At 72.5% G+C, this 26,176-nt stretch carries 22 protein-coding genes; 11 read left to right on the forward strand and 11 right to left on the reverse strand.

The genetic code is table 11. The annotated features are described in order from the left end of the window. Window positions 1-15: 15 nt before the first annotated feature. Both ACZ53K_RS10855 and ACZ53K_RS10860 read left to right on the forward strand, forming a co-directional pair. Entirely contained in the window at window positions 16-516 is a 501-nt protein-coding gene (locus ACZ53K_RS10855; protein ID WP_030018143.1) for a hypothetical protein, read from the forward strand. Between the two features lie 2 nt (window positions 517-518). Then, window positions 519-998 (forward strand): hypothetical protein, encoded by a 480-nt coding sequence (locus ACZ53K_RS10860; protein ID WP_468833885.1) that lies wholly within the window; start codon window positions 519-521, stop codon window positions 996-998. Between the two features lie 68 nt (window positions 999-1,066). Here the strand turns inward: ACZ53K_RS10860 and ACZ53K_RS10865 are convergent, their stop codons facing one another. After that, window positions 1,067-3,067 carry an N-acetylmuramoyl-L-alanine amidase gene (locus ACZ53K_RS10865; RefSeq protein ID WP_468833886.1) on the reverse strand — a complete coding sequence of 667 codons (2,001 nt, stop codon included), beginning with the start codon at window positions 3,065-3,067 and terminating at the stop codon, window positions 1,067-1,069. Between the two features lie 247 nt (window positions 3,068-3,314). Next, window positions 3,315-4,448 carry an aminoglycoside phosphotransferase family protein gene (locus ACZ53K_RS10870; protein ID WP_468833888.1) on the reverse strand — a complete coding sequence of 378 codons (1,134 nt, stop codon included), beginning with the start codon at window positions 4,446-4,448 and terminating at the stop codon, window positions 3,315-3,317. Window positions 4,449-4,708: 260 nt separating this feature from the next. Between ACZ53K_RS10870 and ACZ53K_RS10875 the strand changes: the two genes are divergently transcribed. Next, window positions 4,709-6,217: a DNA-binding protein NsdB gene (locus tag ACZ53K_RS10875; RefSeq protein ID WP_468833890.1), complete on the forward strand. Its 1,509-nt coding sequence runs from the start codon at window positions 4,709-4,711 to the stop codon at window positions 6,215-6,217. A gap of 178 nt (window positions 6,218-6,395) precedes the next feature. Here ACZ53K_RS10875 and ACZ53K_RS10880 read toward each other — a convergent pair whose 3' ends face one another. Further along, window positions 6,396-7,874, reverse strand: a complete 1,479-nt coding sequence (locus tag ACZ53K_RS10880) for a PP2C family protein-serine/threonine phosphatase (protein WP_468833892.1) — start codon at window positions 7,872-7,874, stop codon at window positions 6,396-6,398. 323 nt (window positions 7,875-8,197) lie between these two features. Between ACZ53K_RS10880 and ACZ53K_RS10885 the strand changes: the two genes are divergently transcribed. Further along, window positions 8,198-9,622: a HEAT repeat domain-containing protein gene (locus ACZ53K_RS10885; protein WP_468833895.1), complete on the forward strand. Its 1,425-nt coding sequence runs from the start codon at window positions 8,198-8,200 to the stop codon at window positions 9,620-9,622. Between the two features lie 90 nt (window positions 9,623-9,712). Here the strand turns inward: ACZ53K_RS10885 and ACZ53K_RS10890 are convergent, their stop codons facing one another. Further along, a complete protein-coding gene (locus tag ACZ53K_RS10890) occupies window positions 9,713-10,135 on the reverse strand; it encodes a hypothetical protein (RefSeq protein WP_468833897.1) in 423 nt (140 codons plus the stop codon). 96 nt (window positions 10,136-10,231) lie between these two features. After that, window positions 10,232-11,071, reverse strand: a complete 840-nt coding sequence (locus ACZ53K_RS10895) for an IS5 family transposase (protein WP_468833900.1) — start codon at window positions 11,069-11,071, stop codon at window positions 10,232-10,234. A 511-nt stretch (window positions 11,072-11,582) separates the two neighbouring features. On the opposite strand from ACZ53K_RS10895, the gene ACZ53K_RS10900 reads away from it, so the two are divergent. Together ACZ53K_RS10900 and ACZ53K_RS10905 are read left to right on the forward strand one after the other, a co-directional pair. After that, window positions 11,583-12,710 carry a glycosyltransferase family 4 protein gene (locus ACZ53K_RS10900; RefSeq protein WP_468833902.1) on the forward strand — a complete coding sequence of 376 codons (1,128 nt, stop codon included), beginning with the start codon at window positions 11,583-11,585 and terminating at the stop codon, window positions 12,708-12,710. A 562-nt stretch (window positions 12,711-13,272) separates the two neighbouring features. Next, window positions 13,273-13,854: an EF-hand domain-containing protein gene (locus ACZ53K_RS10905; protein ID WP_468833904.1), complete on the forward strand. Its 582-nt coding sequence runs from the start codon at window positions 13,273-13,275 to the stop codon at window positions 13,852-13,854. 74 nt (window positions 13,855-13,928) lie between these two features. Here the strand turns inward: ACZ53K_RS10905 and ACZ53K_RS10910 are convergent, their stop codons facing one another. Genes ACZ53K_RS10910 through ACZ53K_RS10920 form a run of 3 tightly spaced genes read right to left on the reverse strand, consistent with a single transcriptional unit; the run spans window position 13,929 to window position 16,302 of the window. Further along, window positions 13,929-14,984 (reverse strand): bile acid:sodium symporter family protein, encoded by a 1,056-nt coding sequence (locus ACZ53K_RS10910; protein ID WP_468833907.1) that lies wholly within the window; start codon window positions 14,982-14,984, stop codon window positions 13,929-13,931. Continuing rightward, window positions 14,977-15,423 carry a hypothetical protein gene (locus tag ACZ53K_RS10915; protein WP_468833909.1) on the reverse strand — a complete coding sequence of 149 codons (447 nt, stop codon included), beginning with the start codon at window positions 15,421-15,423 and terminating at the stop codon, window positions 14,977-14,979. Before ACZ53K_RS10915 ends, ACZ53K_RS10910 begins: the two co-directional genes overlap by 8 nt. Before the next feature lie 15 nt (window positions 15,424-15,438). Continuing rightward, a complete protein-coding gene (locus tag ACZ53K_RS10920; RefSeq protein ID WP_468833910.1) occupies window positions 15,439-16,302 on the reverse strand; it encodes an isocitrate lyase/PEP mutase family protein in 864 nt (287 codons plus the stop codon). Between the two features lie 332 nt (window positions 16,303-16,634). Here ACZ53K_RS10920 and ACZ53K_RS10925 point away from each other — a divergent pair, with 332 nt between their 5' ends. Further along, the gene (locus tag ACZ53K_RS10925; RefSeq protein WP_468833913.1) at window positions 16,635-20,279 is read left to right on the forward strand and encodes a hydantoinase B/oxoprolinase family protein; all 3,645 of its coding nucleotides are present in this window, start codon (window positions 16,635-16,637) and stop codon (window positions 20,277-20,279) included. Here the strand turns inward: ACZ53K_RS10925 and ACZ53K_RS10930 are convergent. Genes ACZ53K_RS10930 through ACZ53K_RS10940 form a run of 3 tightly spaced genes read right to left on the reverse strand, consistent with a single transcriptional unit; the run spans window position 20,262 to window position 22,605 of the window. After that, window positions 20,262-21,143, reverse strand: a complete 882-nt coding sequence (locus ACZ53K_RS10930; RefSeq protein WP_468833915.1) for a 5-oxoprolinase subunit C family protein — start codon at window positions 21,141-21,143, stop codon at window positions 20,262-20,264. The genes ACZ53K_RS10925 and ACZ53K_RS10930 overlap by 18 nt on opposite strands. Next, complete coding sequence (gene pxpB, locus ACZ53K_RS10935) at window positions 21,140-21,778, reverse strand: 5-oxoprolinase subunit PxpB (RefSeq protein WP_468834025.1); 639 nt, start codon at window positions 21,776-21,778, stop codon at window positions 21,140-21,142. Before pxpB ends, ACZ53K_RS10930 begins: the two co-directional genes overlap by 4 nt. 50 nt (window positions 21,779-21,828) lie before the next feature. Then, window positions 21,829-22,605, reverse strand: a complete 777-nt coding sequence (locus ACZ53K_RS10940) for a LamB/YcsF family protein (RefSeq protein ID WP_468833916.1) — start codon at window positions 22,603-22,605, stop codon at window positions 21,829-21,831. A 253-nt stretch (window positions 22,606-22,858) separates the two neighbouring features. On the opposite strand from ACZ53K_RS10940, the gene ACZ53K_RS10945 reads away from it, so the two are divergent. The 4 genes from ACZ53K_RS10945 (at window position 22,859) to pcp (ending at window position 26,122) form a co-directional block, all read left to right on the forward strand. Continuing rightward, the gene (locus ACZ53K_RS10945; protein ID WP_468833919.1) at window positions 22,859-23,584 is read left to right on the forward strand and encodes a GntR family transcriptional regulator; all 726 of its coding nucleotides are present in this window, start codon (window positions 22,859-22,861) and stop codon (window positions 23,582-23,584) included. A 122-nt stretch (window positions 23,585-23,706) separates the two neighbouring features. Beyond that, window positions 23,707-24,414, forward strand: coding sequence for a DUF969 domain-containing protein (locus tag ACZ53K_RS10950; protein ID WP_468833921.1), 708 nt, complete (start codon window positions 23,707-23,709; stop codon window positions 24,412-24,414). Continuing rightward, window positions 24,411-25,379 (forward strand): DUF979 domain-containing protein, encoded by a 969-nt coding sequence (locus tag ACZ53K_RS10955; RefSeq protein ID WP_468833922.1) that lies wholly within the window; start codon window positions 24,411-24,413, stop codon window positions 25,377-25,379. The genes ACZ53K_RS10950 and ACZ53K_RS10955 overlap by 4 nt, the downstream gene beginning before the upstream one ends. An 89-nt stretch (window positions 25,380-25,468) precedes the next feature. Then, window positions 25,469-26,122, forward strand: coding sequence for a pyroglutamyl-peptidase I (gene pcp, locus ACZ53K_RS10960; RefSeq protein ID WP_468833923.1), 654 nt, complete (start codon window positions 25,469-25,471; stop codon window positions 26,120-26,122). The last annotated feature ends 54 nt before the right edge of the window (window positions 26,123-26,176 follow it).

Genomic DNA, 26,176 nt, shown 5'->3' on the forward strand with positions numbered 1-26,176 from the left:
ACGTACGATGGCGGTATGTCCTTCCTCCGCCGCCGCAGCGCAGCCACGCCCGCCGGGCCTGACTTCGACGTCCTCGCCATGGACCCCGGGGACTGGCCCGGCAATCTCGGAGCGGGACTGCTGCCCGCCCCCGACGGCAGCTGCCAGGGGGTCTTCCTGCGCTACGACCTGTTCGGCGGCCGCGGCCCCGCGATGATCATCGGCAACCTCCCGGAGGGCTCCCCGGCGCGCGACCTCGCGGACGGCCAGGTGCCCTTCGAGGTGGCGCAGCTCCTCGCGGCGCTGGAGAACGACGAGCCGGTCACCGTCGTCGAGACCGAGGACACCCCGGTCATGCACGACGACAACCTGCTCATCGTCAAGCGCGTGAAGTGCTCGGAGGGCCGGATCTCCTGCGCGCAGTTCGACCGCAGCGACGGCGTCCTGGTCACCATCGCCAGCTGGGACCGGCCGATCACCGACGACCTGTACGCCCTCCTGAAGCCGCTGCCGGCGGAGATGTTCCAGCAGGGCTGAGCATGCTGTTCAGCGACGGCGGCGCCGGACGTACGCTGCCACGGGGCGCGACGGGCTTCTTCCGGCCGAAGGACGGGCCGCTCCCGCAGACCGATCTCCGGATGTTCCGCACCGCTCTGTACGCCGCCGCCCGTCTCGGCGGAGGGACCGTCGGAGAGGTGCGGGAACGGGCGTACCCGCGGACCTTCCACACCGCGACGGTCACCGGCCGCGCAGGCGAGCACATTGTCCTGTGCCACGCCCATCACCCCTGGATCGCCTTCTCCCCGGAACGCCGGCACTGGTACGGGGAGGAATTCCTCGCGCCACCGGCCTGGGCCGCGCCTTTCACCGCCGCGGGCTTCGAGGTCCTGAGCAGTGAGCAGCTGGCCACACCGCTCACCGAGCTGGACCCCTCGGCGCTCACCGAGGGCGAATGGCGTGAGGCGCGCTATCACGGCAGCACCACCGTGGGCGGGATCCTCTTCAACACGTGGGACTGACGGACGGGCGGAGCCGTTGGACGGCGAGCGGTGCACGGCGCCCGGCCCGGGCGCCGTGCCCGCCCGTGTCACCGCTTGGAAGAAGACCGCACGTCAACGTCCGCCGCCCGTACGTAGCCCACCCGGTGACCCACCTGGATCTCGTAGTAGACATCCGTGCCCCGCACGACCGCGTGCTGGGACAGGTCGTACGTCGGGGCGTAGAAGTACTCGCCGCGGACCCGGTTCCCGACGGCGTACCGCTGGCCGGCCAGCAGTTTGTACGGGAGCGGGGTGACGGCCTGCACGGGGACGCCCGCCGGGTACGCCGCCGCCTCCGGGTACGCCCGGCCGTAGACCGGGATGTCCGCCCGGCCGGCCTTCGGTGTGATCACCAGCCCTTTCGCGTCGACCGCGGTGGGCTGCTCGGGCGGGTTGTGGAACCACGCTTTCTGGCCGAGGTACCAGATGGCGGTCCACTCGCCCCGGCGCTCCGCGACCGCGTACCGCTGGCCGGTGGTGGCGCGGGCGCCGGTGTCGTTCACGCCGGTCGTCGAGGGGCTGCCGTCCGGGCGCAGGCCGATGTCCCGGACCAGCGGGGCGCTCCCGCTCGGCTCGGTGTGCAGGCGTACCGCCGTGGAGCCGTGCGGCGCGCAGGGCTGCCCCGGCTTGGCGCAGTCCGTGTAGAGGGGCCGGTGCCGGTCGTAATCGGGGCGGATGGTGACCAGGCCGCCCCCGGGGCCCGCCGTACGGACGAACGGCTTGCCCAGCAGCCGGAAGTAGTGCGCCCAGTCCCAGTACGGGCCCGGGTCGGTGTGCATCCCCTTGATCGTGGCGGGCGTCGTGCCCGGCACGTTGTCGTGGCCGATGATGTGCTGCCGGTCCAGGGGCAGGTCGTACTTGTGCGCCAGGTAGCGCACCAGCCGCGCGGACGCGCGGTACATCGCCTCCGTGTACCAGGCGTCCGGAGCCGCGAGGAAACCTTCGTGCTCGATGCCGACGGAGTGCGCGTTGACGTACCAGTTCCCCGCGTGCCAGGCGACGTCCTTCGTCGGCACGTGCTGGGCGATCAGCCCGTCCGCGGACCGGATCGTGTAGTGCCAGGACACATACGTCGGGTCCTTGATGAGCTTCAGCGTCGTCTCCCACGACCCCTCGGTGTCATGGACGACGATGGCGTCGATCCGTTGGTCCCGCGGCCGGTCCGCCTTGTCGTGGTTGCCGTAATCGCCGTCGCCGAACTCCTCGTACGGCGCCGGTACGGATACGCAGGAGACCGTGCGCGGGCATTCGAGGCGGGGTCCGGCCGGCGCGGCGGCGGACCGCAGGCCCAGCCGCCCGAGTTGCGCCCGGTCCGCCGTCAGCCCGGGGGAGGCGGGCAGCGTCACCCGCTGGCCCGAGCCGGTCGTACGGGACTGGCCCTGCCGCAGGACGTCGTACACGTCGTCGGCGAAGCCCGCCGCGGTCCGGGCGTCGTCGGCGCCGGAATAGCGGGCGACGGCGCCGTACCAGCGGGCCGGGTCGGCGGAGTGCACGCCGATCCGGCGCTGCTCCGCGGCCAGCAGCGCCGCGCCGCCGCGGATGTTGGCCGCCGGGTCCCGGCGCAGCCGCTCGGCGGGCAGCCCGGTCAGCCGCGCCGCCCGCTCCAGGGTGCGCAGCCGGGCCGGCAGCTCGGTGACGTCCGGGAGTGGCGCGTGGACCCGCTTGCGGGCCCGGGAGCCGTCGCCCCGCGGGTCCTCGTCGCCGTCGCTGTGGTGCGGCCGCTCGGCCAGTGCCGCACGGGCGTCGGTCAGGTGCATCGGGCCGTAGCCGCCGGACACGCTGGGCGCGCCGCCGTGCCCGTCCCAGCGCGACTCCAGGTAAGCGACGGCCAGCAGCACGCCCTGCGGGACGCCGTACCGCGCGGAGGCGTCCGCGAACGCCTGCTGGAGGGCGCCGGCGGCGGGCCGTGCCGCCACGGCGCGGGGCTGCCCGGCCGTGGCGGACGGCGTGGCGGAGACCAGGGGCAGCAACAAGGCCGCCGCCGCGACGGCGGTGGCGGCCCTGCGCGCTCTGGAGCGGGAGGTTCTCTTCTCGTCGGATCCTCGCAATGCAGCCTCCTGTGGCCGACCGGAACGAGCCGGGGCGTCTGGCGGATGGTGTGCATACGACCGTGCGCGGAACGGAATCCCTACAGCTATCGCCTGGCCGACGATCCGTCAATCACCGTGCGCCACAAGGGTTTCGTATGTCAGCGCGCCATCCGCAACCCCGTACGAGAGGGGCGCTCCCGGCGGCCCCGGACACACGTGAGCGGCACGCCGTGCGGCGTGCCGCTCACCTACCCCCCTTGGCGGATCAGCGGGTGCCGACCGCCGCCCGCACCGCACGCCGCGCCATCTGGCAGTCGTCGTGCAGCCGGCGCAGCAGCAGCCGCTGTTCCTCACCCGCCGCCAACGCACCGGGGTGTCCCGGCCCCGGCGTGCCCGTCGGCGTGGGCTCGCGCATGGTGCGCTGCACGGCGGTTTCGTAACGCCGTATTTCGCGGGTGAGCACCAGCATCAGATTGACCAGGAAGGCGTCCCGCGCGGCCGGTCCGGCGGCCTGCGCGAGCTGGCTGATCTGGCGGCGCGCCACGGGGGCGTCACCGAGCACCGACCACAGGGTCGCGAGGTCGTAGCCCGGCAGGTACCAGCCGGCGTGGTCCCAGTCGAGCAGCACCGGACCGGCGGGGGAGAGCAGGACGTTGTTCAGCAGCGCGTCGCCGTGGCAGAACTGCCCCTGGGTGTGGGCCAGGCCGTGCAGCAGTTTCTGCAGGTCGCCCAGGTCCCGGTCGGTCAGCAGACCGAGGTCGTGGAAGCGACCGATACGGCCCGCGTAGTCCAGCGGCGCGTCGAACATCCCGGCCGGCGGCCGCCAGAGGTTGACCCGGCAGATCGCGCCGAGCGCGGCCCGTACGTCCGCGCGCGGTGGTGCTTCGGTCGGATGCCGTTGGAGGGAGGCGACCCGGCCGGGCATCCGCTCGACGACCAGGGTGCAGTTGTCAGGATCCGCGGCGACCAGCCTGGGTACGCGCACCGGCGGGCGGTGGCGTACGAAGGACCGATAAGCAGCTATTTCGTGCCGGAACCGCTCGGCCCACGCGGGGGAATGGTCCAGTAAACACTTGGCGACGGCGGTCGTCCGGCCGGTGGTGCCCACCAGCAGGACGGACCTGCCGGTCCGGCGCAGCACCTGGACCGGGTGGAACTCGGGGCAGATACGGTGCACGGAGGCGACCGCGGCGCGCAGCTGGGCGCCCTGGGGGCCGGACAAGTCGAGTCTCCCGCTGAGCGGTTGGGCTGTCCCCCCTTGCACCCGCCGGTTGCGGCCGCCGGTGAGGCCGGAGACCGCCCCCGGAGACTGGGAGGGGTCGAGATACGGTCCGCTTCCCGGAGGCTGCGGACGGTACGGCCGGTTCGGGGCGCTCACGGCGGACGATGCTGCGTACATGGGTGAGACAGATCCCTTCGTGCGCCGACGAGTTGCAGTGCCGCCTCCGGCCCGATGACCGGGGCCCGAAGGCCTCGATTCCGGTGTCCGCACCCTGGGGAATGCGGTACCGACACCGGGCCGGGGGCTGCCCTCCTAACAGAACACGCGGGCGCGGGTGGCAGACCATCTGGCGGACCCTGGCGAACCCTGGCGAATGCTCGCGGGCGTCCCGGACGGCCCGTTACTGTCAAGTCAGTCGAGGAACCTGGGGGCTTGACGTGGACAGGGAGCCGAACACCCGTCTCGCGGACCTTTTCGGCCTGGCCGGCTGGTCCAAGGGCGAGCTGGCGAGACTGGTCAACCGGCAGGCGGCCGCCATGGGGCATCCGCAGCTGGCGACCGACACCTCGCGGGTGCGGCGCTGGATCGACACGGGGGAGACCCCGCGCGACCCGGTGCCCAAGGTGCTGGCGGCCCTGTTCACCGAGCGTCTCGGCCGTGTCGTAACCATCGAGGACCTCGGGTTCGGTCGTTCCGGGCGCGCGGGGAGGAAACAGGCCGCGGACGGTCTCCCGTGGCCGCCCGAGCGAACGGCGGCGGTCCTCACGGAATTCACGGGAATGGACCTCATGCTCAACCGACGCGGCTTGGTGGGCGCGGGCGCGGCGCTTGCCGCGGGCTCCGCACTCAGCAGCGCCATGCACGACTGGCTGCACACCGATCCGGCGCTGGCAGCCGACGCACCCCGATTCGACGACCCGTTCGCCGACAACACCATCGACCAGATCGGTTTCGACCGCTATGAAGCGGCCCCCGTGGGGTCGCAGGAGATCGACGCCCTGGAGCGCTCGGTCGAGGTCTTCCGCGCCTGGGACGCGGCCCGCGGCGGCGGGCTGCAGCGCAAGGCGGTGGTCGGCCAGCTCAACGAGGTGGGCGGCATGCTCGCCTATCGCCATCCCGAGCATCTGCAGCGCAGGCTGTGGGGGGTGGCGGCCAACCTCGCCGTCCTGGCGGGCTGGATGTCCCACGACGTGGGGCTGGAGCCCACCGCCCAGAAGTACTTCGTCATCGCCGCGCACGCGGCGCGCGAGGGCGGTGACCGGCCGCGCGCGGGCGAGGCGCTCTCCCGGGCGGCCCGCCAGATGGTGCACCTGGGCCGCCCGGACGACGCCCTGGACCTGATGAAACTGGCCAAGTCGGGCTCCGGTGGCGAGACGCTGCCCCGGACCCGCGCGATGCTCTACACCATCGAGGCGTGGGCCCAGGCGAGCAAGGGCCAGGGCCAGGCGATGCGCCGCACCCTGGGTGAGGCGGAGGAGCTGTTCGTCTCCGACCGGGGCGATGTGCCGCCGCCGAGCTGGATGCAGATGTTCGACGAGGCCGACCTGCACGGTATGCAGGCCCTGGCCTTCCGTACGCTGGCCGAGCACGACCCCAGGGCGGCGAAGATCGCCCAGGCGCACGCCAAGCAGGCGCTGCGGCTGCGCGACAACGGCCGGCAGCGGTCGCAGATCTTCGACTATCTCTCGCTCGCCTCCGCCTGCTTCATCGGCAACGACCCCGAACAGGCCGACCGTTACGCGCGACTGGCGCTGGTGTCCATCAAGGAGAACTCCTCCCACCGCACCTGGGACCGGCTGCGGGAGATGTACCGGCTCACCGGACGGTACGCGAACTACGCCAAGATCCAGGATCTGCGGGAGGAGATCCAGCGGGTGATGCCCACGGCCAAGGCCAAGGGGCTGGGACCGGGGCTGGGGCCGGTGGGCTCCAACCTGCGGATCTGACACCGGCGGTCACCGGCGTACGGGAGGAGGCCGGCCGTACGGGACCGGTGTACGGCAGTCACACCCCCCACACCGACCACCAAGACGACCATGTCGAGCAGCGAGAAGCCAAGACCCGTGACCCCGGTCCTGGCCCCATGCCCCTGCGTACCTGTACGTAGTACCCGTACGTACGCGCTTACCCGCTCACCCTGGCGATCAGCACGCACGCGTCGTCCTCGCGGTCGGCGCCGCCGAACTCCTCGGCGATGACGCGGACGCAGTCCTGCGCGTTACGCGCCGCGGCGAACCGCGGTGCCAGTGACAGGAGGCGCTCGGTCCCTTCGTGGGGCGCGAGCGTGCCGTGCGACCGGCGCGGCACCAGACCGTCCGTGTGCAGCACCAGCACGTCGCCGGGCGCCAGCTGCTCGCACCGCTGTGTGTAGGCGGCTCCGGTGGTGGCGCCGAGCAGTACCCCCTCCGGGGGGTTCAGCGGGCTGCCCGTGCCGTCGCGGAACAGGAGGGGGGCGGGATGTCCGGCCTGGGCCCAGACGAGCTGACGGGAGGAGGGGTCGAAACGGCAGCAGACCGCGCTGCCCAGAGCGGGCTGTGCGGAGGTGTCGAGCAGCTGGTTCAGAAAGCCCATCAGCGGGCCCGGATCCTGGCCGGACACCGCCATACCGCGCAGCGCGCCGAGCACCATGGCCATGCCGGAGGTGGCGGTGGCGCCGTGGCCGGTGAGGTCGCCGACGCTCAACAGCGTCCGGCCGTCCGGCAGTTGCAGCGCGTCGTACCAGTCGCCGCCGATCAGGGCGCTGGTGCCGGAAGGGAGGTAACGGGCGGCGAGGTCGAGTGCGACGGGTCCGCCCTGCGGGAACCGCAGGGAGCCGCGCCACGGCGGCAGCACGGCTTCCTGCAGTTCGACCGCAAGCCGGTGCTCGGTCTGCGCCTGGTGCCGTTGGCGCTGCAGCGAGTCACGGGTCTCGCGCACCGCCCGCTGGCTGCGGCGCAGCTCGCTGACGTCGCGCAGCACGGCCCACATGCAGGCCGTGCTGCCGTCGGCTTCGAGCACCGGCTCGCCCATCATGTGCACCGTACGGACGCTCTGGTCGCTTCGTACGATGCGGAACTCGCCGTCGATCGGACGGCCGTCCACCAGGCAGTCCGTGACCATCGTGGTCAGCAGCTGCTGGTCCTCGCTGAAGATCAGGGAGGGCAGCTCGTCCAGGGTCAGGGGGCCCTCGGCCGGCTCCCGGCCGAAGATCCCGAACAGCTCCTCCGACCAGCTCACCTCGTCGGTGAGGAGGTTCCACTCGGCGCTGCCGACCCGGCTGAGCAGCGAGCCGCGCGGATACCCGGCGGGCTCGGGCTCGGGCGGGGCCACCGGCAGCCATTCCTCCACCGGGGCGTCGGCGGCCGTCCCGGGGTCGGCGGGCAGGCCCTCCCGGAGCTGGTCCAGGTGCCCGCCGAGGTCGTCGAGGTGGTGGACGGCGAGGTCGCACAAGGCGCGCTGCCAGCGGAGCCGGGGGTCGGCGGGTTCGTCGTCCGCCGCCGAGGTCTCCCGGCGTACGGCGTCCAGGCCGCCCCGCAGCCTGCGGGCCTGCGTGATCAGGGCTTCGACCACGTCGCGCTCGGGCGGCTGGGCGGCTGGTCGGTCCGCGAAGAGTGGGGACGGCATGACGTACTCCGATATCAGGCGGCGCCGGGGCCAGGTCTGACGGAAGGGCCGGTAACGACTGTTGCACAGGCTGCGACCGCCCGTAAGGGATTTGGCATTACCCGATACGGTGGTGCATTTGGCATATGCCCCCGGCCTCCCTGGGGCAACCGTCCGCCGAATCAGCGGAACGGAGCGTTCCAGGCTAGGCTTCGGCCGCCGTAGCGCGCTCGGTCCCACCGATCCATGGTGGGAACGACGCATACGACCCGCGGTCACCGGCAAGAATGCCGGTCAGCGGAAATCCCGTTGCCAGCCTGTCCCCCGCACCGGATGCTGACCTCATGTTCGATCCAGACATAGCGCCCAGTGGCACCCTGCTCGGCCTCCTGCAGCGAGGCCGCGGCGACGGGACCCTGCACGCCCTCGCGGCGCCGCGGGCCGAGGCGCTCGCGGCACTGAACGACAGCGTGCTGCGCGACCCCCGCCGCGACTGGCAGGTCGAGAACCGCTCCCTGTACTACGCGCGCCTCTACATGCAGCTCGACGGCGGCCTCGAAGAGATCGAACGGCATCTTTTCCACCCCGATGACCTCACCGACCCCGGCGAGGAGCGCACCGGCCTGGCACTCGCCGTCCTCGGCCACCTCGCCGCGTACGGCCGGGACGCCGCCCTCCTGCTGCTGCGCAGCTACGCCGCGGCCGGCACGAACTGGCGCTGGGCCCTGGACGAGCTGGCCCTGCGGGACGACGACGCGGGCCTGGCGACCCTCGCCCCCGCCGTCCTCGCCCGCTTCCCGCGCACCGCGGAGGGCGACGCCGAGCTGGCCGCCGCCGTGCGCGACGCCTTCGAACCCCGCCCGTGGCGGCTGTGGGCCGAGGACCCCCGGTACGGCGAACGCATCCGCGCCGCCCAGGAACAGGGCTGCTTCGACCGCTGGCAGCGCCAGATGCGGCCGAGCGGGCCGCGCCCCGGCTGGAGCGTGACCGAAGTGCTCGACTGGGCCCAGCAGGGCCTGGAGCTGCACCCGGAGGAGTGGCGCCAGGTACCGGCCGCACGCTGCCTGGCGGCCGTCGCGGGCCCCGAGGACCGCCCCGAGCTGCTGCGCGCCGCGCGCACCGGCCCGGACGCCGCCCGCGCCGCCGCCCTGCGCCACCTCGCCGAGCGCGGCGACCCGGACGCCCTCGACCTCATCGAGACCGCGGCCGCCGATCCCTTCTCCAGCCGGCCGCTCGCCGAGGCCGCGCTCGCCGCCTTCGAGCGGATGCGGGGCCCGGCCGCCATCGAGCGGGCCCGCCGGTGGGCCCCGCGCCCCGATCCCGTCGGCGCGGCCGGCGCCACGATGCTGGCCCGCCGCGGCGGCCGCGGCGACGCCGACCTGGTGCTGGCCGCCTTGCGCCGTACGGTACGGACCGAGGGCCCGGACGCGGACGGGCTGTGGGAGTTGGTCGACGGGGCGGGCCGGCTGGGCGTGGCCTGCGCCGCGCCCGTACTGCGCCACATCTACCGCGAGACCTCCTCCTCGCACCTCAGGGGCCGTGCCGCGGGCGCGCTGGCCGTCACCGATCCCGGGTTCCCGGCGGGCTTCGCCGTCGAGTGCCTGTGGGACTGCGAGGAGAGCACCCGGGAGCTGGCCGCCCGGCACGCCGCGACCGGGGACGACCGGGTCGTGGAGCAGCTGCGGCGGCTGGCCGCCGATCCGGCCGAGGAGGCCGAGGTGCAGACGGCGGTACGCAGCCGGTTCGGGCCGGACGCGCCGGCGCTCTGAGCGCGCGGGGGGCTGAGAGGGTGTTTTCTGCCGATACTTCGTCCGGAAATGGCATCGTTTCACGGACGTACGGCAGTCCGCAGCGGAGAGCTACCGAGTGCCGCCCGAGGCCGCCCGGAAGTCGGCCACGAGCTGGTGCGCGTACTCGTTCTCAGGATCTAGACGCTCAACCGCTTCGTGGGCTTCCTGAAGCTGGTCTCTTTCGCACAGCAACCTCACGAGGTGATACAAGGCGCTACTGTCGCCAGCCTCAGCTCGGTGGCGCAGCGCTGTGTCCATCCCCCGCTCGTGAAGCGATCTGTTGAGGCGCCGACGCGCGTGGACGTCTGTGAGTGCGCGTTCGGTGAGCTGGTCGAATCGCTCCGCACGAACGAGCAGATCCATGTGCCACAGATGATTGTCATGCGCGAGGAAATCGGTGGAGTAGCACTCGGCACGAGCGCTCACCAGCGAGATAGCTGCATCCCAATCACTGATCTGTTCTGCCGCTTGTACCTGCTCCCGCCATTCCACAGGGCGAGTATCCCGCAGCGCCTTCCACAACGACACCGAGAATCGGTACCAGCGAGCATCCTTCGGCCGGCTTCCGGGTGGGCACGTGATGGTGGTTCAGGCTCCTCGCCAGGTTGGGGTGGATTCATGGGTGAGGCGGCGGGTCATGAGGGCGATCATGGCGATGTAGATCATGGCGGTGGAGCGGGTGGGCAGGGCTTCGTAGTCGCGGGCCAGGCGGCGGTGGTGCATGAGCCAGCCCAGGGTGCGCTCGACCACCCACCTGCGGGGCAGGACCTTGAAGCCCTTCGTGCCGGGGGCTCGGCGGACGACTTCGAGGTCGATGCCGAGGCGGGCGGCGTGGTCGACGAGGTACTCGCGGTAGCCGCGGTCGGCCCAGCCCTTGCGGAGGCCGGGGTGGTCGGCGGCGAGGCGGTCCAGAAGGCGTTCGCCGGCGACGGAGTCCTGGATGCTGGCGGCGGTGACCAGCACGGTGAGCATCAGGCCGGTGGTGTCGATGATGATGCTCCGCTTGCGGCCCACGATCCGTTTGGTCACGTCAGCGCCCTGTTCACGAAGGGGGACGTTGGTCAAGGTCTTCACGCTCTGCGCGTCGATCACGAAACCGGTCGATTCCGCGTTGCGGCTCTCTTCCTCGCGGACCCGGCGCCGCAGCAGGGCGTTGAGATGCTCGAAGATGCCGTCCTTCTCCCACCGGCCGAAGTAGCCGTAGACGGTGTTCCAGTGCGGGTAGTCGTGCGGCAGGTAGCGCCAGGGGATGCCGGTGCGGGCGACGTAAAGGATGGCGTCGAGCAGGTCGCGCAGATCGTGCTGGGGCGGGGTGCCGATGTTGAGCCCATGGCGGGCCTTGTCGTCCCGCCAGCTCGTCAACAGCGGTTCTACCAGGGCCCATCGGGCATCGGACAGGTCGCTGGGATACCGCCGCCGTTCGCTCATACTGCCAGGAGGCGGCAAGCATGCCCAGGGCGGCAGGGCGGCAGGGCGCGCAAGACCGGAGCGGAAGCATTCGGCGTGAACCAGCGCCTGTTGGGATGAAACAGGAGCAGATGGGGCGCAACAACGACTTCGCTGTCCCCTCCACCCCACTCGAACCGCCGCCCCCTCCAACCCCACCAATCACTCACCATCAAACGGCCTTAAACGTCACAAACGCGGGCTAAACGCCCTCTGAGAGCCTGTCTTTGAACCCCCGCCTGTGCCCCGACGCCCGGCACGCCCTCCCCCGAGCTCTTCGAGCAGGGGGACCCCCATCGCACGCACCGACCGCCGCTGCGCCCGCCCTTCGGGCGGACGACGGGGGTTCAAAGACAGGCTCTCACGGGCCGCCCGCGCTCCGGCGCCCGCCCGGTGCCCGCGCTCCGGCGCGGGCGCCAACGCTCATGGGACGTTCCCCGGCTGGAAAGATCCACGTGGCCGGAACCACGCCCGGCGGGCCGACAACAGCCCTATGCGTGTTGTCATCGTCACCGAGTCCTTCCCGCCCGACGTCAACGGCGTCGCTCATTGCGCCCTCGAAACCGCCCGGCACCTGGTCCGGCGCGGCCATGACGTACTCGTCGTCGCCCCCTTCGGTGCCGACGGCACGCCGGACGGCGGGCGGGCCGGGCCGTGCCCCGTCGTCCGCGTGCCCTCCGTACCGCTGCCGGGCTATCCGCAGGTCAGGGTGGCCCTGCCCGGCCGCCGCCTGGCCGCCGCGCTGGACGGGCACCGCCCGCACGTCGTCCATCTGGCCGGCCCGTTCGTCCTCGGAGCCCGCGCCATGGCCGCGGCCGTGCGGCGCCGCGTGCCCGCCGTCGCGGTGTACCAGACCGACCTGAGGCGCTACGCCCGCACCTACCTGCGAGCCGGAAGCGCGGCGGCCTGGCGGCGCCTGCGGGCGGTGCACGCGGCGGCCGACCGGACACTCGCCCCGTCCAGCTCCGCCCTGCACGACCTGGCCGCGCACGGCGTGCCCCGGGTGAGGCTGTGGCCACGCGGGGTGGATTCCATGAGGTTCCATCCCGCCCGGCGCGACAAGGTGCTGCGCAGCTCGCTCGCCGCAGGCCGGGAGCTGCTGGTCGGCTACGTCGGGCGGCTCGCGCCGGAGAAAGAGGTGCGGCTGCTGGCCCCGGTCTCCCGGCTGCCCGGCGTCCGGACCGTGGTGATCGGGGACGGGCCGAGCGCCCCCGGCCTGCGTGCCGCGCTGCCCGATGTGCGCTTCCTGGGCAGCCGCACGGGCGACGAACTGGCGCGGCTCATGGCATCCCTGGACGTGTTCGTGCACACCGGCCGCTACGACACCTTCTGCCAGACCGTCCAGGAGGCGATGGCAAGCGGCGCGCCCGTCGTGGCGCCCGCCGCGGGCGGCCCGCTGGACCTCGTGCGGCACGGCCGTACGGGACTCCTGGTGCCGCCGGGGGACGGAGCGGCGCTGCGCGACGCGGTCCGGCTGCTGGCCGGTGACCCGGCCGCGCGCGCCCGGCTGGGGGCGGCGGGCCGGGCAGCGGTCGAGCACCGCACCTGGGAAGTGGTCGGCGACGAACTGCTGGGCCACTACGAGGACGTGCTCGCGGAACGGACGGCGGTGGCCGTATGACGGCGCGACCACGGGGCTGACCGAGATACGGCAGAAAGCCGCCAGATCTTGCTCTTGGACAAGAGAATCGGCAGGTCACCGACTCGTCTCCGTCTGCCGCGAAGATCTCGCGTACGGCGCGAGGGGGCAGTGGGTGCGGCGGTACAAGGAGTAACGATTCCTGCGGCAGCGGGCGAGGCGCGCGAACTGGCTCTTGCCGGCTCCGTTCGAGGTAGCCGAGCCAGCCCGGCCGCCGCGGACGCCCTCCGGGCCGACGGTCTTCCACGCCGTGACGATGCCGGTCTGAGCGTCTGTCGGCCGGGGGCGCAGAGGCCGTCCGGGCCGGGCGACCCTCGTTCTTCGAGTCGCGTACCGCTATCACGTCACCGCATTTGCAGGTCCCGCACGCTCGGTAGTGGTGCCCGCCTTGGGCGCCTCTCCGGTTGGTCGACTCGTCGGCGCGCCGTTCCGGTCTGCGGAGAGGAAGGCATTCCGCGCGACACTGACGGAATGCGCGTTTTCTGCGCTTCGCGTGGGTATCTTCGTGGCTGAAAAATCTTGCACGCAGCCGGGAGGAAGCACCGTGGCCCACCCCCTGTCCGACTCACCGCAGCACCGCATCTTCGCCATGCTGGACGTGGACGGTGACGGCGCCATCACCCGTGCGGAATACCTCGAACGGGTCGGCCGCGTGGCGTCCGCCATGGAGCGCGAGGCTCACCATCCCGTCGTCACCGCCGCGCTCGCCGCCCATGAGGCGGTCTTCGCGGACATGGACGCCGACCACGACGGCCGCGTGACCTTCGAGGAGTACCGCGCCTGGGTGGGACACGAGACGTTCGAACGCTCCTGCCGGCCCGCGCTGGGCTCCCTGTTCGACATCGCCGACCTCGACGCCGACGGGTGCCTGGACCGCGACGCGTTCGTCCGCCTGCGCACCGCCGCGGGAAACGCCGGACCCGACGCCGCCGCGGCCTTCGACGCCCTCGACACCGACGGCGACGGGCTGGTCGGCCGCGACGCCTACCTGGCGGGCATCAAGACGTTCATCACCGCCGGCAGCTCTCCCATGGCCGCGGCATACGGCGCCGGGCGGCCGGTGCTCGCGGCGGTGTCCGAGAACGCGTCGGCCGGCCGCCCTTCCGGGCACGGAGGGGCGCAGTAGGCCGACGGCGCCTCTCGGGGGGCGTTTTCGTCAGTCGCGGCCCACGGCGTCGCCGTACCGCCCGTACGGAAGGGTCAGGCCGACGCTTCCCCCTCCACCCGCCGGGCACCGAGGCGCAGTGACGGTTCCGGGGCGGCCGGGCTGTTCTCCGGCTGACGGGACCAGCGGGCGGCGATCACCGCGCAGACCATCAGCTGGAGCTGGTGGTAGAGCATCAGTGGCAGGATGACCGGACCGGCCGCGCCGCCGAAGAGCACCGCCGCCATCGGCAGTCCCGTGGCGAGGCTCTTGTTCGAACCGCAGAAGACGATGGTGATGCGGTCCTCCCGGCAGAACCCCAGCCGGCGTGCGGCCAGCGAGGTCGTGACGAGGGCCGTGCCGAGCAGGCCCGCGGCCAGGAGCAGCAGGGCGAGCAGCCGGACGGGGGTGATCTGCTGCCAGATGCCCTGCGCCATGCTCCTGCTGAAAGCGGTGTAGACGACGAGGAGGATCGAGAAGCGGTCCAGGAGGCCGAGCGGCTTCCGGTGGCGGGTGAGGAGGCCGTCGGCCCAGCGGCGCAGCAGCTGGCCGGCGAGGAAGGGCAGTAGCAGCTGGGTGGCGATCGACAGCAGGCCGGCCGCCGAGAAGCTGAGGGCGGAGCCGATCAGCCAGGCCGCGAGCAGCGGGGTGGCGGCCATGCCGAACAGGCTGGAGTACGTGCCGGCGCAGATGGCGGCCGGGACGTTGCCACGGGCCGTGGAGGTCAGGGCGATCGAGGACTGGACGGTCGAGGGGACGACGCACAGGAAGAGCAGCCCGGTGTACAGCCGGTCGGTGAGCAGGAACGGGACGAGGCCGACCGCCGCCAGTCCCAGCAGCGGGAACAGGACGAAGGTGCTCGCCCCGGTCAGCAGGTGGAGCTTCCACTGCCGCAGTCCGTGCAGCGCCTCACGGGTGGACAGCCGCGCTCCGTAGAGGAAGAAGAGCAGGCCGATGGCGAGGTCGGCGGCGGTGCCCGCGGCCACGGCGCCCTGTCCGGTGGCGGGCAGCAGGGTGGCGAGCAGGACCGTGCCGAGGAGGGCCGCCACATACGGGTCGACCGTCTGCTTCAGCCGGCGCGCCGTCCGGGCGGCCCGCGCCGGGTCACTCATCGTCACCGGTCTGCCAGGGCGGGTGCCCGACGCGCGACGGGTCGGCGCCGGGGCCGTTCGCGTCCCGGGTGTGGACGTCGATGGCGCCGCCGCCCCCGTCGTGGTCGCTGCCCGCCGTCCCCTTGCCGGCGAGGAGGGTGTTGAGCGTCCGGTCGACCTCCAGCCAGGAGTCCGCCGAGGAGTTGTCGACCACCAGCAGGCCGATGGACGTGCCCGCACGGGGCGGTGGCGGTGTCTCCTCCTCGTCGTCCTGGGACTCGCACGGCGGTCGCGGCGGGTCCGGTGGGGACGGCGTCGCGGCCTGGGCCGCTGTGCCGCCCCACAGCACGCCCATCACCGCCGCGACGGCGACGGACAGGGTGGAGGGGCGCACGGCCCGGGACCGCTGGCCGCGGTCCCGGCGCCGCCCGGCGCCGCCCCGGAAGGGGTTCGGTGCCATCAGGAGGACCTCATCTCAGACGGGGGCCGGTTCGCGGTGGGTGTGGTGCCTGCTGATGTTCTTCTCCAACAGCTCGGTGGCGCCCCGGAGTTCGACGCTGCCGGTCTGTCCCGTGCCGGGCAGCCGGCCGTCGGCGTTCTTCAGGTCGGCCAGCGCCCCGTCGATGGCGCCGTGCGCGGCGAACAGGCACGGGGTGCTGTAGATCGCCACGTCCACGCCGAGGTCGGTCAGTTCGGTGAGCGACAGGCGCGGCGACTTGCCGCCCGCGATCTGGTTGAACAGCAGCGGTTTGCCGCCCACGACGGACCGGATGCGTTCGATCCACTCGACGCTGCGCACCCCGTCCACGAGGACGACGTCCGCGTCCGTCTCCGCCAACGCCGCCGCCCGCCGGACGATCTCCGCTTCCTCCGTGGCATCCGTACGCGCCACCACGACCAGGTCCGTGCGGCTGCTCAGCACCAGGTTGAGCTTGTCCAGGTACTCCTCCAGCGGGAGGATCAGCTTGCCGTCCGCGTGTCCGCACCGGCGGGGTCTTTTCTGGTCCTCCAGGATCACGCCGGAGGCTCCGGCGCGCTCCAGGCGCTGGACGACGTGGCAGGCGACCTCGGGGTCCACATAGCCGTCGTCGATGTCCACCAGCAGGTGGTGGGAGGGGAAGGCCAGCCGCAGCCGTTCCGTGAACTGCACCATGTCCGGCCAGGCGATGAATCCGATGTCGGGCAGGCCGTAATGCGATGCGGCGAAGCCGAATCCGGAGACGAACATCCCGTCGTAGTGCTGGGCCGCGATGGACGCCGAATACATGTCGTAGATACCGATGAGCGGTGTGGTGCGAGGCGACCGGACCGCCTCGCGCAGGGCACTGCCGTGCTGCATGTTTCTCCCGCCTCTCGAACCCGCGGGGCGCGGGTTCTTGGGGTGCTCTTGACCCGACGGTCCCAGGAAACCAAGGGCGAGTAAAAGGATTTCGGGAAGCAGCACCCGTTTGGGGAAACGGTGCAGGTCAAACCCGTAAAGTGGAATTCCTTACGATCTGATGCGCCTACCACGGAAGTGACGTTTCGGCGAGGGATCGAGGGGGCGTATTGGCGATGAGCTGAAATGCGCCGGAGGCTTCCCGGCCGTTCGCGGCCGGTTCGCCGCGCACGCCGGACGGCGCCGGTGGCGGAAATCGCCGGGCCCGCCAAGTCCGCTGCCACAATGGCGGCATGACGGGACGCTGGGAGTTCTGGATCGACCGGGGCGGCACGTTCACGGACGTGGTGGGGCGGCGGCCCGACGGGCGGCTGGTCACCGGCAAACTGCTCTCGCACCGCCCGGGAAGCACCGAGGACGCCGCCGTCGCCGGGATCAGGGCGATGCTGGGCCTGGCGCCCGGCGAACCGGTCCCCGCCGAGCGGATCGCCGTCGTCAAGATGGGCACGACCGTGGCCACCAACGCCCTGCTGGAGCGCACGGGTGAGCCGACCGTGCTGGTCACCACCGAGGGCTTCCGGGACGCGCTGCGCATCGCCTACCAGAACCGGCCGCGGATCTTCGACCGGCGGATCGTCCTGCCCGAAGCGCTGTACGAGCGGGTGATCGAGGTCCCGGAGCGGGTGGACGCGCGCGGCGGGGTCGTCCGGCCGCTGGAGCCGGACGCGGTGCGGGCGGAGCTGGCGCGGGCGTACGGGGACGGGCTGCGCAGCGCGGCGGTGGTGCTGCTGCACGGCTACCGCCACGCCGGCCACGAGAAGGCCGTGGCCGCACTGGCGAAGGAGGCGGGCTTCGCGCAGGTCAGCTGCTCGCATGAGGTCAGCCCGCTGATGAAGCTGGTGCCGCGCGGCGACACCACCGTCGTGGACGCCTACCTCTCGCCGATCCTCGGCCGGTACGTGGACGAGGTGGCCCGCCGGCTCCCCGGCATCCGGCTGATGTTCATGCAGTCCAACGGCGGGCTGCGGGAGGCCGCGCACTTCCGCGGCAAGGACGCGGTGCTCTCCGGCCCGGCGGGCGGCGTCGTCGGGATGGCCCGCGCCTCGGCCGAGGCGGGCGACGGGTACGACCGGGTGATCGGCTTCGACATGGGCGGCACCTCCACCGACGTGTCGCACTACGCGGGTTCCTTCGAGCGGATCTTCGGCAACGAGGTCGCGGGCGTACGGATGCGGGCGCCCATGATGAACATCCACACCGTCGCGGCGGGCGGCGGGTCGGTGCTGCACTTCGACGGGCGGCGCTACCGCGTCGGCCCCGACTCGGCGGGCGCCGTCCCGGGACCGGCCTGCTACCGGCGCGGCGGACCGCTGACCGTCACGGACGCCAACGTGATGCTGGGCCGCGTCCAGCCGGCGTACTTCCCCGCGGTGTTCGGGCCGGACGGGGACGAGCCGCTGGACGCCGTGACGGTACGGGACCGCTTCGCGCGGCTGGCCGAGGAGGCGGCCGAGGCCACCGGCGACCGGCGCGGTCCGGAGGAGGTCGCGGCCGGGTTCCTGGACATCGCGGTGCTGAACATGGCCAACGCGGTCAAGAAGATCTCCGTCCAGCGCGGATACGACGTCACGCGCTACGCGCTCACCGGCTTCGGCGGCGCGGGCGGCCAGCACGCCTGCGCGGTCGCCGACGCGCTGGGCATCGGCACGGTCGTCGTACCGCCGCTGGCCGGTGTGCTGTCCGCGTACGGCATCGGGGTCGCCGACGCGACGGCCATGCGGGAGCAGGCCGTCGAGGTGGAGATCGACCCGGAGTCGGACGCAACAGACCTCGCCGAGGTGCATGGTGTCTGTGACCGGCTGGCCGGCCGGACCCGCCGCGAACTGCTCGACGACGGCGTCCCGGAGGGCAGCGTCACCACCCGGGCGCGGGTGCTGCTCCGCTACGCCGGGACGGACTCGGCGATCGGCGTGGCGCTGGACAGCCCGCGGGCGATGGCCGCCGAGTTCGTACGGGCGCACCGCGCGCGGTACGCGTTCACGATGGACAAGCCGCTGATCGCCGAGGCGGTCTCGGTGGAGGCGGTGGGCGCGGCGGGCGGTACGGCCGGGCACGAGGTGCCGACGGGGGAGCGGGCAGGGAAGCTGGAGCCGGTCGCGACGGTGGAGATGTTCGCGCAGGGGCGCTGGCAGCACACCGATCTGTTCGCACGTGGCGACCTGCGCCCCGGTGACACCCTCACCGGCCCCGCGATCATCGCCGAGGACGACGCGACGACGGTCCTCGATCCGGGGTGGCAGGCGTGCGCGGGGGAGCGCGGCCATCTGCTGCTGACCCGGGCGCGGCCCCGCGCGGGCGGGTCGGCGGTCGGCACGGACGCCGATCCGGTGCTGCTGGAGGTCTTCAACAGCCTCTTCATGGCGATCGCCGAGCAGATGGGCGTCCGCCTGGAGAACACCGCCCACTCGGTCAACATCAAGGAGCGGCTGGACTTTTCCTGTGCTCTCTTCGATCACGAAGGCAACCTCATCGCCAACGCCCCGCACATCCCCGTGCATCTCGGGTCGATGGGGGAGTCCATCAAGGAGGTGCTCAAGCGGCGGCGCGGCGCGGGCGACCTGCGCCCCGGCGATGTGTACGCGGTCAACGACCCGTACCACGGCGGTACGCACCTGCCGGACGTCACGGTCGTCACCCCGGTCTTCGACGACGCCGGCGAGGAGCTGCTGTTCCTGGTCGCCTCGCGCGGCCACCACGCCGAGATCGGCGGTATCACCCCGGGCTCGATGCCCGCCTTCAGCCGCACCATCCAGGAGGAGGGCGTCCTCTTCGACAACTGGCTGCTGGTGCGGGACGGCCGGCTGCGGGAGGAGGAGACGCGCGAGCTGCTCGCCGCCGGGCCGTACCCCTCACGGGCCCCGGACGCCAATATCGCGGACCTTCGGGCCCAGATCGCCGCCAACGAGAAGGGCATCAGTGAACTGCGCACGATGATCGGGCAGTTCGGCCTGGACGTGGTGCGCGCCTACATGGGACACGTCCAGGACAACGCCGAGGAATCGGTTCGCCGGATCATCGCGCGCCTGGCGGACGGCTCGTACCGCTACGAGACCGACAGCGGCGCGGTCATCCAGGTCGCGCTGACCGTGGACCGCGCGGCCCGCAGCGCCGTGCTGGACTTCGCCGGGACCTCGGAACAGCTGCCCGGCAACGCCAACGCGCCGAGTTCGGTGGTGATGGCGGCGGTGCTCTACGTCTTCCGCACGCTCGTCGCCGAGGACATCCCGCTCAACAGCGGCTGCCTGAAGCCGGTCGAGGTGCGCATCCCGCCCAGCTCCATGCTCGCGCCCGAATTCCCCGCGGCCACGGTCGCGGGCAACGTGGAGACCTCGCAGGCCGTCACCGGCGCGCTCTACGCCGCCCTCGGCGTGCAGGCCGAGGGCTCGGGCACGATGAACAACCTCACCTTCGGCAACGACCGGGTGCAGTACTACGAGACAGTCGCCAGCGGCTCGGGCGCGGGCGACGGCTTCGACGGCGCGGACGCGGTACAGACCCATATGACCAACTCGCGGCTGACCGACCCCGAGGTACTGGAGTGGCGCTACCCCGTACGGGTGGAGTACTTCGCCGTACGCGAGGACAGCGGCGGCTCCGGCCGCTGGCGCGGCGGCCAGGGCGTCGAACGCCGGCTGCGCTTCCTGGAACCGGTGACCGTGGCCCTGCTCACCGGGCACCGGCGGGTGCCGCCGTACGGCATGGCGGGCGGTGGGCCGGGCGCGACCGGCGACAACCTGGTCCGCCGGGCGGACGGTACGGAAGAGGCGCTCGCAGGGTGCGACGTGGCGGAGATCGGCGCGGGGGACGTGCTGGTGATCCGGACGCCGGGAGGCGGGGGGTACGGGCCGCCGCCGCCCGGCTCAGGCGGCGGCGCGTGAGCGCCGGGGCACGAAACGGACCGGCGTCCCCGGTGCCGCCTGTGCCGCCGCGGTGAGGAAGCGCTCCGGGACGACGCCGACGACCGGATAGCCGCCTGTCGTCGGGTGGTCGTTGAGGAAGAGCACCGGCAGACCGTTCGGGGGCACCTGGAGGGCGCCCAAGGGCATGCCCTCACTGGGGAGTTCGCCCTCCTGGCGGCGTTCCAGGGGCGGACCCTCCGTGCGCAGGCCGATGCGGTTGCTCGCCGAGGAGACGCGGAAGCGGCCGGTGGCGAGGGTGCGCAGGCCCGCTTCGGTGAACCAGTCGTCGCGCGGTCCCAGTACGCAGGGCAGTACCAGCTCCGTGATGGGCAGCCCCGAGCGCGGGACGGCGTCCACCTGGGCGGGCGGGCCGTACGGCGTGCCGAGCGGCAGCACACCGCCGTCGGTCAGCGGCGCGGGGCCGAGGCCGGAGAGCAGGTCGGCGGCGCGGCTGCCGAGCACCGGCTCCGCGTCGACGCCGCCGGCGAAGGCGAGGTACGAGCGGAGTCCGGCGGTGGCCGGACCGGCGTCCAGCACCGCGCCCGCGGGGACGCGTACCGGCGCGCCCCAGGGGGCGGGGCGGCCGTCGACGGTGACCGGGCAGGGCGCCCCGGTCACCACGGCCACGGTGTCCGTGCGGACCCGTACGGCGCAGCCGGTGAGGGTGGTCTCCAGGGTGGCGGACGTCTCCGGGTTGCCCACGAGCCGGTTGGCGAGCCGGTGGGCGGGCTCGTCCAGGGCGCCCGCGCGCGGTACGCCGAGGTGGGCGTGGCCCGCGCGGCCGAGGTCCTGGACGGTGGTCAGGGCTCCGGCGCGTACGACACAGAAGGCGCGGTCGGTCATCGGGCTTCCTGGGATGTTTGCGTTGAAACCGGAATGAAGCGGACGCGAGTGCCGGGGGAGAACAGGGCCGCCGGATCGCGGTCCGGGTCCCACAGGTCGACGTCACTGGTGCCGATGAGCTGCCAGCCGCCCGGCGAGGAGCGCGGATAGACGCCGGTGTACGGGCCCGCCAGGGCGACCGAGCCGACCGGGACCTTGGTACGTGGCGTGGCCCGGCGCGGCACGTGGCGGCGCTCCGGCAGGCCCGTCAGATAGCCGAAGCCCGGCGCGAACCCGCAGAAGGCGACGTGGAATTCGGTACCGGAGTGGATGCGGACCACGTCCTCGGGCGTGGTGTCCCACAGGGCCGCCACATCGGCGAGGTCGGGACCGTCGTAGCGCACCGGGATCTCGATGGCGGGCCGGTCGCCGGCGGTGGCCGGGGGAATGTCCCAGCCGGGCAGCTCGGCGGCCAGCCGGCCCGGGTCGGCCAGCCCGTCGAGCAGGACCGTGCGGGCGGCCGGGACGATCTCGCGGACCGCGGGGAGGGTGCCCGCGGCGGCGCGGCGCAGCAGCTCGGCGTGGAACGCCTCGACGGCCGCGGCGTCGTCCAGCTCGACGAGCAGGCCGTGGTCGCCGACCGGCACGGGGCGCAGGGGCAGCCGGGACCGGACGGCCGGGGCACGGCCGCCGGACGTACCGGTACTCACGCGAAGCTGCCGATCCGCACGCCAGCCGCGGTCAGCTCGTCGCGTACCCGCCGTGCGAGGTCCGCGGCGCCGGGGGTGTCGCCGTGCAGGCACAGTGAGCGCGCTTCGGTCCGTACGGTGCTGCCGTCGACGGCGGTGACGGTGCCCTCCGTCGCCATGCCCAGCGCGCGCTTGACGACCTCGTCCGGGTCGTGGATGACGGCGCCCGGCTCGCGGCGCGAGACCAGCGTGCCTTCGGGGGTGTAGGCGCGGTCGGCGAACGCCTCGCCGACGACGGGCAGGCCGACGCGGCGGGCCGCCTCGTGCAGCTGGGAGCCGGGCAGGCCGAGGATGGGCAGCGGGGTGCCGGCGGTCCGTACGCCCTCCAGGACGGCGGCGGACTGCGCCTCGTCGTGGACGCAGCGGTTGTAGAGCGCGCCGTGCGGCTTGACGTACGCGACCCGGGTCCCGGCGGCGCGGGCGAAGACCTCCAACGCGCCGATCTGGTACGCGATCTCGTCGGCCAGCTCGCGCGGCGGTACGTCCATGGCGCGGCGCCCGAAGCCCGCGAGGTCGCGGTAGGAGACCTGGGCGCCGACGACCACGCCGCGCTCGGCGGCCAGCTCGCAGACCCGGCGCATGGTGCCCGGGTCCCCGGCGTGGAAACCGCAGGCCACGTTGGCGCTGGTGACAACGGACAGCAGGGCCTCGTCGTCGGTGAGCTCCCAGCGCCCGAAGCCTTCCCCGAGGTCGGCGTTGAGATCGACGAGGGGGGTGGTCACCGGGTCGCTCATAGAAGTCGCAAGTCCGTTCCGGAAGTGGCCCACGCGGGTGGGCCCACGGGCAGCAGATCACTGGTTCTGAACCGGCCGGCCCGTATCCGTAGTGGCTCTCCCCCTGAGGGCACTCGGGCCGGCCGGTGGTCAGGCCAACGTAAGCGATCGTTCAACGATCCGACAAGAGGTGTGTTGTCTCGTTCTGCCATCTGGGATTGACTGCCGCACAGAGCACAAGGGGTGCGCGTACGGGGCGAAAGCGGGGACGGCGATGGCGGGCGGGACGACACGGGGCGATCGGCACAGGCTCGCCGAGGTCTCGGACCTGGCGGGCGACCGGGTGCTGCTGGGACGGTCCAGCACCGCGGAGCGGGTCGCCGACATTCTCCGGGACCGCATCACCGAGGGCTACTTCCCGCCCGGCGCGCGGCTGTCCGAGGAGAGCATCGGCGGGGCCCTGGGGGTCTCGCGCAACACCCTGCGCGAGGCGTTCCGCCTGCTCACGCACGAGCGCCTGCTGGTGCACCAGCTCAACCGCGGCGTCTTCGTGCGCATCGTGACGGTGGCCGACCTGGACGACATCTACCGGGTCCGTACGCTCGTGGAGTGCGCCGCGGTACGCAGCCTGGGCGAGCCGCCGCACCCGGTGGGGGCGATGGAGGCGGCCGTGGTGGCCGGCGAGAGCGCCTTCGAGGAGCGCGCCTGGCGCGACCTGGGCACCGCGAACCTCCGCTTCCACCAGGCGGTGGCGGGCCTGGCGGGCAGTCCGCGCACCGACGAGCTGATGCGCGGGGTGCTCGCGGAGCTGCGGCTGGTGTTCCACGTGATGGACGATCCGCGCCGCTTCCACGCGCCGTACCTGACCCGCAACCGGCAGATCCTGGAGGAGCTGCAGGCCGGGAACGGGGCCGCCGCCGAGCGGCTGCTGGAGGTCTATCTGGAGGACTCCAGGGCGCAGCTTTCCGGGGCGTACGCCCAGCGCATAGCGGCGCAATAGGGCGTATGGGAGGGCTGGAGTTTCACTCCCGTCAACCCCTTGTCGGATCGTTGAACAATCGCCTAACCTCCTCGCATCCTCCTCACGGTCCGCGTGGGGTCCCGTATGCGGAAGGCGGACCCATGATCGTGCTTCTCGGCGTGCTCGTGGTCGTGGTCGGCTTCGCCACCAAACGCAATGCCCTGCTGGTCGTGGGCGTTGCGGGCATCGTCACCGGCCTGCTCGGCGGCCTGTCGCCGCAGGAGGTCCTGGCGGCCTTCGGCACCGGCTTCGCGAGCAGCCGGGCGGTGACGATCTTCGCGATCACCCTTCCGGTGATCGGCCTCCTGGAGCGCTACGGCCTCCAGGAGCAGGCCCGGCGCCTGATCGCCCGCTTCGCCAAGCTGACCACCGGCCGCTTCCTCGCGATCTACCTGGCCATGCGGCAGATCGGCGCGGCCGTCGGACTGACGCACGTCTTCGGACACGCGCAGACCGTGCGCCCGCTGGCCGTGCCGATGGCCGAGGGAGCCGCTGAGCGCAAGCACGGGCGGCTGACCGAGAAGGGCCGGGAGAAGGTCCGCTCGTTCTCCGCGAGCGCCGACAACGTGGGGCTGTTCTTCGGCGAGGACGTCTTCCTCGCCGTCGGCTCGATCCTGCTGATCACCAGCTTCGTCAACACCACGTACAACACCCACCTGGAGCCGCTGCACCTGGCGCTGTGGGCCATCCCCACCGCGCTGTGCGCCCTGGCCGTGCACGGCTGGCGGCTGCTGCGCCTGGACCGGTACCTGGAACGCGAACTGGTCGCCGCCAACATCGAGCCCGTCGCCGAGGGAGCAGCCAAGTGATCAAGGCAGAGTGGTTCTACTGGCTCGTCGGCCTGAGCTTCCTGGTGATGGCCTCCCAGATGCTCACCGACCGCAGCAACCCCAAGCGTCTGGGCACCACCGCCTTCTGGGGCCTGCTCGGCGTCGGCTTCATCTACAGCAGCTGGGTGGTCGAGAAGAAGGCCCCCGCCGAACCGCTGGGCGCGGCCGTCCTGATCATGATCGTGCTGGCCGGCTTCGGGTTCACCGGGCGCGGTACGCCGCGCACCACCACGCCCGAACAGCGTGCGGCGAGCGCCCTGAAGCTGGGCAACAAGCTGTTCGTGCCGGCGCTGGCCATCCCGGTCGTCGCCCTGGTGTGCGCCGTCGGCGTCAAGAAGCTCTCGATCGGCGGTGAACCGATCCTCCAGGAGGGCAGCGAGACCATCCTGGGGCTCGGCATCGGCGCCGTCGTCGCCCTCGTGGTCGGCATGATCATGCTGCGCGAGAAGCGGATAGCGGTCCCCGTACAGGCCGGCCGCTCCATGCTGGAGGCGATGGGCTGGGCGATGCTGCTGCCGCAGCTGCTCGCCACCCTCGGCACCATCTTCCAGCTCTCCGGCGTCGGCACCCAGGTCGGCAAGGTGGCCACCGCCGTCCTGCCCGAGGACTCCCTGTACGTCGCGGTGATCGTCTACTGCATAGGCATGGCCCTGTTCACCGTGGTCATGGGCAACGCCTTCGCCGCCTTCCCCGTGATGACCGCGGCCGTCGGCTGGCCGGTGCTCATCGAGCACTTCCACGGTGACGCGCCCGCCGTCCTGGCCATCGGCATGCTCGCCGGGTTCTGCGGAACACTCGTGACCCCGATGGCGGCCAACTTCAACATCGTCCCGGCCGCGCTGCTGGAACTGAAGGACCAGTACGGCCCGATCAAGGCCCAACTGCCCACGGCCGGCGTGCTGCTCGGCTGCAACATCGTGGTCATGGCCCTGTTCGCCTTCTGACCGCACCCACCGCCCCACCCGCCACCGCACGACACGAACCGCACCCGGACCGGGGGGTACCGCGCGGCTCACGAACCACAGGGAACGCCATGACGCGGACGTCACGCATCCTGCTCACCGGATTCGAGCCCTTCGACGGCGAGAGCTCCAACCCCTCCTGGGAGGCGGTGCGGCAGGCCGCCGCGGCGCCGCCTGCCGGCCTGGAGATCACCGCCGTCGAACTGCCCTGCGTCTACGGGCGCTCGCGCACCGCGCTGCGCGAGGCCGTCGCCGCCCACGACCCCGACCTCGTGCTGTGCGTCGGGCAGGCGGGCGGCCGCCCCGACCTGACCGTGGAACGGATCGCCGTCAACATCGACGACGCCCGGATCCCCGACGTCTCGGGCGCCCAGCCCATCGACGAGACGATCGTGCCCGGCGGCCCGGCCGCGTACTTCGCCGCGCTGCCCGTCAAGGCGTGCGTGGCCGCCGTACGCGAGGCGGGGGTGCCCGCCTCCGTCTCCAACACCGCCGGCACCTTCGTCTGCAACCACGTCTTCTACGACCTGATGCACCTGGTCGCCACCGAGCGGCCCGCGCTGCGCGGCGGCTTCGTCCACGTGCCGTACGCTCCGCATCAGGTCGCCGGCCGGTCGCTGCCCTCACTCGCGGTGAGCGCCGTCGCCGAGGGACTGTGTGTGATCGCTGCCACCGCCGTACGTACAAATACGGACATCAAGGCCGTCGGAGGCGCCACACACTGACCTCGGGGCCCGTGCCGTTTCGTCCGTTGTCAGTGCGAGCGCCTACGCTGTGCG

This window comes from Streptomyces sp. NPDC033221 (assembly GCF_055577005.1).

Bases quoted from the DNA above. Each gene is read 5' to 3' on its own strand.
- ACZ53K_RS10860 (WP_468833885.1), top strand. From the start codon at position 519: ATGCTGTTCAGCGACGGCGGCGCCGGACGTACGCTGCCACGGGGCGCG.
- ACZ53K_RS10920 (WP_468833910.1), bottom strand. From the start codon at position 16,302: ATGCAGCACGGCAGTGCCCTGCGCGAGGCGGTCCGGTCGCCTCGCACC.
- ACZ53K_RS10895 (WP_468833900.1), bottom strand. From the start codon at position 11,071: ATGAGCGAACGGCGGCGGTATCCCAGCGACCTGTCCGATGCCCGATGG.
- ACZ53K_RS10885 (WP_468833895.1), top strand. From the start codon at position 8,198: ATGTTCGATCCAGACATAGCGCCCAGTGGCACCCTGCTCGGCCTCCTG.
- ACZ53K_RS10915 (WP_468833909.1), bottom strand. From the start codon at position 15,423: ATGGCACCGAACCCCTTCCGGGGCGGCGCCGGGCGGCGCCGGGACCGC.
- ACZ53K_RS10945 (WP_468833919.1), top strand. From the start codon at position 22,859: ATGGCGGGCGGGACGACACGGGGCGATCGGCACAGGCTCGCCGAGGTC.
- ACZ53K_RS10910 (WP_468833907.1), bottom strand. From the start codon at position 14,984: ATGAGTGACCCGGCGCGGGCCGCCCGGACGGCGCGCCGGCTGAAGCAG.
- ACZ53K_RS10870 (WP_468833888.1), bottom strand. From the start codon at position 4,448: ATGTACGCAGCATCGTCCGCCGTGAGCGCCCCGAACCGGCCGTACCGT.
- ACZ53K_RS10855 (WP_030018143.1), top strand. From the start codon at position 16: ATGTCCTTCCTCCGCCGCCGCAGCGCAGCCACGCCCGCCGGGCCTGAC.
- ACZ53K_RS10925 (WP_468833913.1), top strand. From the start codon at position 16,635: ATGACGGGACGCTGGGAGTTCTGGATCGACCGGGGCGGCACGTTCACG.
- ACZ53K_RS10900 (WP_468833902.1), top strand. From the start codon at position 11,583: ATGCGTGTTGTCATCGTCACCGAGTCCTTCCCGCCCGACGTCAACGGC.
- ACZ53K_RS10930 (WP_468833915.1), bottom strand. From the start codon at position 21,143: ATGACCGACCGCGCCTTCTGTGTCGTACGCGCCGGAGCCCTGACCACC.
- ACZ53K_RS10940 (WP_468833916.1), bottom strand. From the start codon at position 22,605: ATGAGCGACCCGGTGACCACCCCCCTCGTCGATCTCAACGCCGACCTC.
- ACZ53K_RS10880 (WP_468833892.1), bottom strand. From the start codon at position 7,874: ATGCCGTCCCCACTCTTCGCGGACCGACCAGCCGCCCAGCCGCCCGAG.
- ACZ53K_RS10950 (WP_468833921.1), top strand. From the start codon at position 23,707: ATGATCGTGCTTCTCGGCGTGCTCGTGGTCGTGGTCGGCTTCGCCACC.
- pcp (WP_468833923.1), top strand. From the start codon at position 25,469: ATGACGCGGACGTCACGCATCCTGCTCACCGGATTCGAGCCCTTCGAC.